Below are 6,120 nucleotides of genomic sequence, written 5' to 3' on the forward strand. Positions count from 1 at the left end.
CGCGACGACGAGAGAGAGAGAGAGAGGTTATATCCCCAGATACCGGTGCTGCAGGTCCGGCTCGGCGATCAACTGCTCTGATGTCCCCGTCCACACGGTGCGGCCGCGCTCGATGATGTAGTGGCGGTCGGCGATCTTGGAGAGGTTGGCGACGTTCTTGTCGATGACGAGCACGGATTGCCCGCGGCCCTTCAGCATCGACAGGCAGTTCCAGATCTCGTCGCGGATCAACGGCGCGAGGCCTTCGGTGGCTTCGTCAAGGATCAGAAGTTTCGGGTTGGTCATCAGCGCGCGGCCGATCGCCAGCATCTGCTGCTCGCCGCCCGACAGCGTCACGCCCATATTGTTGCAGCGTTCGGCGAGCCGCGGAAACAGCGCGTGGATCTTGTCGATGGTCCAGGGATCGGACACGCCCTGACGGTTGCCGGAAGCCGCGACCAGATTTTCGTACACGGTGAGGTTCGGAAAAATCTGCCGGCCTTCCGGCACCAGGCCGATGCCTAGCTTTGCAATCTTGTACGACGGCAGGCTGCGCACCTGCTCGCCAGCAAAGCGGATCGTGCCTGATCGCGCCGGCGTCATGCCCATGATGGAACGGATCGTCGTGGTCTTGCCCATGCCGTTGCGGCCCATCAGGGCGACCATCTCGCCCGATTGAACCTTCAGCGACAGACCGAACAACACCTGGCTGAGGCCGTAGCAGGTCTCGACGCCATCGATTTCCAGCAAGGTTTCAGCCATGACGCGTCACCGCATGTTGCTCGCCGAGATAGGCGCGCTTGACTTCCTCATTGTTCCTGATCGCGTCCGGATCGCCTGAGGCGATGACACGGCCGTAGACCAGCACCGTGATGCGGTCGGCCAGCGCGAACACCGCCTCCATGTCATGCTCGACCAGCACGATGGTGACTTCCTTTCGCAACTCTTTCAGCAACGCCACCATGCGCGCCGATTCGGTGACGCCGAGGCCGGCCATCGGCTCGTCGAGCAACAGCAATTTGGGTTTGGTCGCGAGCGCCACCGCGAGCTCGAGCTCGCGCTGTTCGCCGTGGCTGAGCTTCGACACCAGCACATCGGCGCGGTTGGCGAGCCCTACCCGGCTCAACGCCGCCTGCGCCGCGTCGCGCAGATGCTTCTCCTTGCGCGCCGCGCCCCAGAAGCGGAACGAGTGGCCGTCATGCGCCTGGGCTGCGAGCGCAACATTATCCGCCGCGGTGAAGTCCGGCAGCAGGCAGGTGATCTGGAATGAGCGCGCCAGCCCGAGCCGGCTACGTTGATAAGAAGGCAACCAGGTGACGTCGCGGCCGGCAAAATGAATAGTGCCGGAGTTCGGCATCAACTGCCCGGTCAATTGGCTGATCAGTGTCGTCTTGCCGGCGCCGTTCGGGCCGATGATGGCGTGCAGCTCGCCCGGAGCGACGTCGAGCGACAGATTGTCGGTGGCCTTGATGCCGCCGAAGCTGCGGACCAGGTTTTCGACACGGAGCAAGGGTTCAGCCAAGGAATCAATCACGGGTCACCCTCCCGAGCACGCCCATGATGCCGCCGCGCGCGAACAGCACGATCAGCAGCAAGAGCGGACCCATGATCAGGGCCCAGTATTCGGTGAACTGCGACAGCACCTCTTCGAGCACGAGAAAGACGATGGTGCCGATCACGGGCCCGAACAGCGAGCCCATGCCGCCAAGGATCACCATCACCATGAGATCGCCGGAGCGGGTCCAGTACATCGTGGCCGGGCTGATGAAGTCGGTGTTGTTGGCGAGCAGCGCGCCGGCGAGGCCGCAGATCGTGCCTGATATGACGAAGCAGACGAGCTTAAAACGGTTGGCGTGAAAACCGATCGCCTGCATGCGCTGCTCGTTGGAGCGCACGCCCTGCACCACCATGCCGAAGCGCGAATTGACGATGCGCCAGATCAGATAGATGCCACCGAATAGGCAGGCGAGGCAGAGATAATAGAACTGCACGCGGTTAGAGAGATCGATGATACCGCCGAAATTGCTGCGCTTGTAGATCGTCAGCCCGTCGTCACCGCCATAGCGCGAGAGCCCTGAGGTGACGTAATAGGCCATCTGTGCGAAGGCGAGTGTGATCATGATGAAATAGACGCCGCGGGTGCGTAAGCTGAGCGCACCGATCACCAGCGCATAGAGCGCGGACACGGCGAGTGCGACCGGCCACTGGATGAAGCCGGAGCCGATTCCTTCATAGGCAAGGATGCCCACCGCATAGCCGCCGATGCCGAGATAGGCGGCGTGGCCAAAACTCATCATGCCGCCATAGCCCATGATGAGATTGAGGCTGGCGGCAGCAAGCGCGAAGATGACGATGCGGGTGAACAGCGTCAGGATGAAGATGTTGCCTGATAGCGCCGAATAGGCCGGCAGCAGCAGCAAGCCAAGCGCTGTGAGCGCCACCACGACGTTGCGGGCGTTGATTGGAGATTTCATCGCTTGGCGGCCGGAAACAGACCCTCCGGACGAACCACCAGCACGATGGCCATCAGGAGATAGATCAGCATTGATGACAGCGCGGGCGCCGCGGTGGAGGCGGCGGCTGAACTCAGCACAGTGCGCAGGAGATCGGGCAGAAAGGCACGGCCGAGCGTATCGATCAGGCCGACGAAGATCGCGGCCATGAACGCGCCGCGAATCGAGCCGATGCCGCCGATCACGATGATGACGAAGGCGAGAATCAGAATGTTCTCGCCCATGCCGATCTGCACGGTGAGGATCGGCGCCTGCATCAGCCCGGCAAGACCAGCGAGCGCGGCGCCAAGCCCGAACACCAGCGTGAACAGCAGCTTGATATTGATGCCGAGCGCGCCGATCATTTCGCGGTTCGAGGCGCCGGCGCGGATCAGCATGCCGATGCGGGTCTTCATCACAACGACATAGAGCAGCGCTGCGACCGCCAGCGCGACCGCGATGATCGACAGCCGGTAGGCCGGATAGAACACGCCGGGCACGATCTGCACCGGCACGGTGAGCCAGGCCGGCAGCGGCAGCGATAGACCTGCCGGGCCCCAGATCAAACGCACCGCGTCGTTGAAGAACAGGATCAGGCCGAAGGTCGCCAGCACCTGGTCGAGATGGTCGCGGCCGTAGAGATGCCGCAGCGCCACGAATTCAAGCGCAATGCCGAGCAGCAGCGTGGCGCCGAGCGCCATTAGGATACCCAGCACAAAACTGTTGGTCCAGGCCACGAAGGTCGCCGCGAAATAGGCGCCCATCATGTAGAGCGAGCCGTGCGCCAGATTGACGAAATCCATGATGCCGAACACCAGCGTCAAGCCGGCTGCCAGCAGGAACAGCAAGAGGCCGAACTGCAGGCCATTCAGCGATTGTTCTACGAGGACGAGCATGAATCCTAAACTCTGGGCCTAGCGCGGGATGACTCGTCATCCCGCTCTATGTCTACGATTTGGGCATGACCTTTCGGAAACCGGTTCCGACTTTTCCGGATCATGCCCTAACAAAACAGCGGCAGCACATCTGCGCCGCCGCCATTTTTCTTGTTGGGCGGATGATCTGTCGCAAACCGTCCCCGGGTCAAGCCCGGGAGCGGGTCCGCCCGATCATGCACCGGCCATGCCAACCATCACTTCTTCATCGGACATTTGTCGGCGAAGCGATCCTGGTCGTCCTTGACGATGGTCGCCACCGTCTTCAGCGAGAGCTGGCCGTCGGCGTCCTTGACCACGTCCTGCAGATAGAAATTCTGGATCGGGATGTGGTTGTTGCCGTATTTGAACGGGCCGCGCACCGACTTGAAGTTGGCCTTCTCCATCTCGGCCTTCATCTCGTCCTTCTTCGACGTGTCGCCCTTCACGGCAACCACCGCGCTGTTGATCAGGTTGGCGGCATCATAGGACTGCGCACCATAGAAGGTCGGGCGCAGGCCCGTATACTTCTTGCGATAGTCCTCGACGAACTTCTTGTTCTCGGGGAACGGCAGATCGTTGACCCACTGCTGGGCACCGGGCACGCCGAGCGCATTTTCCTTTTGCAACGGCAGCGACAATTCGTCGATGGTGAAGGCCGTATAGAGCGGGATCTGCCCCTTGAGCCCGGCCTGGGCGTATTGATTGAGGAACTGCACGCCGGCCGCGCCCGGATAGAACACGAAGATCGACTCGGCCTTGGAGTTCTTCGCCTTGGTGAGCTCGGCGGAAAAGTCGAGCTGGCTCGGCCACACCGTGTATTCCTCGCCCACCACCTGGCCTTTGAAGGTACTCTTGACGCCGGCCAGCATGTCCTTGCCGGCGGCGTAGTTCGGGCCGATCAGGAACACCGACTTGACGCCCTTCTGGTTCATGTAGGTGCCGACCGCCTGCGGGGTCTGGTCGTTCTGCCAGGAGGTCGAGAATACGTAAGGCGAGCAGAGTTCGCCGGCGAGCTGCGAGGGGCCGGCATTGGCCGAGATCAGGAAGGTCTTGGAATCGACCGCGGTTTTGAGCGAGGCCAGCAGCACGTTCGACCAGATGTAGCCGACGATGAAATCGACCTTGTCGGACTGGATCAGCTTTTCGGTCTTCTGCTTGCCGACATCCGGCTTCTGGCCGTCGTCCTCGTAGATCACCTCGACCGGCTTGCCGGCCATCTTGCGGCCGAGATGGTCTAGGGCCAGCTCGAACGAGTTGCGCATGTCGTTGCCGATCACGGCGGTCGGGCCGCTGAAGGTCGAGACAAAGCCGATCTTGACGGTATCGCCGGCGGATGCGGGCTGCGCCAGCGCCAGAATCGCCGCGCCTGCCAGCCAAAATGCCTTTTTCATAATCACTCCCCTCCTCGTTATCGAACCAACCCGGTCAACCGGGCGACCGGCGCTTATCTCGCGCGCCTCATTATCAGGTGAGGTATTTTGTGCGCGAAATCGCCGGTCAGCGGCAAGCATGAACCGTTTGTCCAGCCTTGGACCTTCGGCGCATGCTTAAGCCACCTGCACCATAATTCGCAGACGGCGGGGATGGCAAGAACTATAGTGCCGGTTGCCCGGGCAACGATTGTCGCAGTCTTGGGCCGGGAAGTCTGGAAGGGCCGGCTACCGCAATCGGGCGGCACGTCGTGACGAGCGTCATGGCGCGGCCGCAAGAAGCGCTTGTTCAGATCAGATATTCAGCGCCATCGATGACGTAGCGCGCGTGGCGAAAATCCCGGATGGTTGCGACCTGGCCGGCTGACCAATCCAGCAGCATGAAATATTTCGGGCCTGAATCGCACTCGCCCGGATCAAACACCAGGATGGCGGGGCGCCCTTCGACCAGGCCGGGCACCAGATGCCAGTCGCTGACTTTGGCGTAATTGCCGAAATAGCGGGACACTTCGGCCTTGCCGCGCATCCGGGTCTTGTTGACGAGATCGAGCCGCACGTCGTCCGAGATCATGGCGCGGATCGCGTCGAAATCGCGCGCGTTGAAATGGGCGACATAGGCGCTGAGACGCGCGCGATCGACATCCGACAGGCGCTGTTGCGGCGCATCGTCCGGCTCGTCGGCCATTTCGCGGAGCTGCGCGCGGCCGCGATGCAGCGCGGCCTTGGCCGCCGGCAGGCTGCACTCCATGACGTCGCAGATTTCCTTGAGCGAGCAGCCGAGCACATCCATCAGGATCACGCTTGAGCGCTGCGCCACCGGCAGGCGCATGAAGGTGCGCAAGGAGGTGGCGGCGATCTGGCGGCTCTCCACGGCATCGAGCTGGTCAACAATCATGTCTATCTCCGCTGGTCCTCGGAGCGCCTGCTCGCGGTTGCGCCGGCGCAGGAAATCCAGCGCGGTGTTGTGCGTGATCCGGAACAGCCAGCCTTCGGGATTGCCGATCGCGCCGGCGATGGCCTGCGCTTCCACCGCCTTGATCAGCGCATCCTGCAGCACGTCCTCGCCGTCGATGACGGAGCCGACCATGCGCGCGCAATAGCGATGCAGTTTTGGCCGCATCGCGGCCAGCAGACGATCGATATCGAACGCGGCGGACGTTTCGGGAACCACTGTCATTCAGTCTCCGGCAAGCGCGTTCTCGGTCTCGCGCAACATGCGATAATTGCCGACGATCGTCACCCCTTTGGCCAGAGGCGGTTCGGCGCAACGCTCGCGAATGCTGCTCTGGAATGCCTGGAAGG

Annotated in this window: 6 protein-coding genes; all 6 read right to left on the reverse strand. The window is 62.2% G+C overall.

What is annotated here, in order from left to right; translation table 11 throughout:
* Positions 1-27: 27 nt before the first annotated feature.
* Positions 28-741, reverse strand: a complete 714-nt coding sequence (locus HCN50_RS22715) for an ABC transporter ATP-binding protein (protein ID WP_171711977.1) — start codon at positions 739-741, stop codon at positions 28-30.
* Complete coding sequence (locus HCN50_RS22720) at positions 734-1,501, reverse strand: ABC transporter ATP-binding protein (protein ID WP_171712077.1); 768 nt, start codon at positions 1,499-1,501, stop codon at positions 734-736. Before HCN50_RS22720 ends, HCN50_RS22715 begins: the two co-directional genes overlap by 8 nt.
* A 4-nt stretch (positions 1,502-1,505) precedes the next feature.
* A complete protein-coding gene (locus HCN50_RS22725; RefSeq protein ID WP_171711979.1) occupies positions 1,506-2,453 on the reverse strand; it encodes a branched-chain amino acid ABC transporter permease in 948 nt (315 codons plus the stop codon).
* Complete coding sequence (locus tag HCN50_RS22730) at positions 2,450-3,367, reverse strand: branched-chain amino acid ABC transporter permease (protein WP_171711981.1); 918 nt, start codon at positions 3,365-3,367, stop codon at positions 2,450-2,452. Before HCN50_RS22730 ends, HCN50_RS22725 begins: the two co-directional genes overlap by 4 nt.
* A gap of 236 nt (positions 3,368-3,603) precedes the next feature.
* Complete coding sequence (locus HCN50_RS22735; RefSeq protein WP_171711983.1) at positions 3,604-4,779, reverse strand: ABC transporter substrate-binding protein; 1,176 nt, start codon at positions 4,777-4,779, stop codon at positions 3,604-3,606.
* Between the two features lie 328 nt (positions 4,780-5,107).
* Positions 5,108-5,995: a sigma-70 family RNA polymerase sigma factor gene (locus HCN50_RS22740; protein ID WP_171711985.1), complete on the reverse strand. Its 888-nt coding sequence runs from the start codon at positions 5,993-5,995 to the stop codon at positions 5,108-5,110.
* Between the last annotated feature and the right edge of the window lie 125 nt (positions 5,996-6,120).

The organism is Bradyrhizobium archetypum (assembly GCF_013114835.1).
GTDB lineage: Bacteria > Pseudomonadota > Alphaproteobacteria > Rhizobiales > Xanthobacteraceae > Bradyrhizobium > Bradyrhizobium archetypum.

Coding starts and splice junctions, on each gene's coding strand:
- HCN50_RS22740 (WP_171711985.1), bottom strand. CDS start 5,995: ATGACAGTGGTTCCCGAAACGTCCGCCGCGTTCGATATCGATCGTCTG.
- HCN50_RS22715 (WP_171711977.1), bottom strand. CDS start 741: ATGGCTGAAACCTTGCTGGAAATCGATGGCGTCGAGACCTGCTACGGC.
- HCN50_RS22725 (WP_171711979.1), bottom strand. CDS start 2,453: ATGAAATCTCCAATCAACGCCCGCAACGTCGTGGTGGCGCTCACAGCG.
- HCN50_RS22730 (WP_171711981.1), bottom strand. CDS start 3,367: ATGCTCGTCCTCGTAGAACAATCGCTGAATGGCCTGCAGTTCGGCCTC.
- HCN50_RS22735 (WP_171711983.1), bottom strand. CDS start 4,779: ATGAAAAAGGCATTTTGGCTGGCAGGCGCGGCGATTCTGGCGCTGGCG.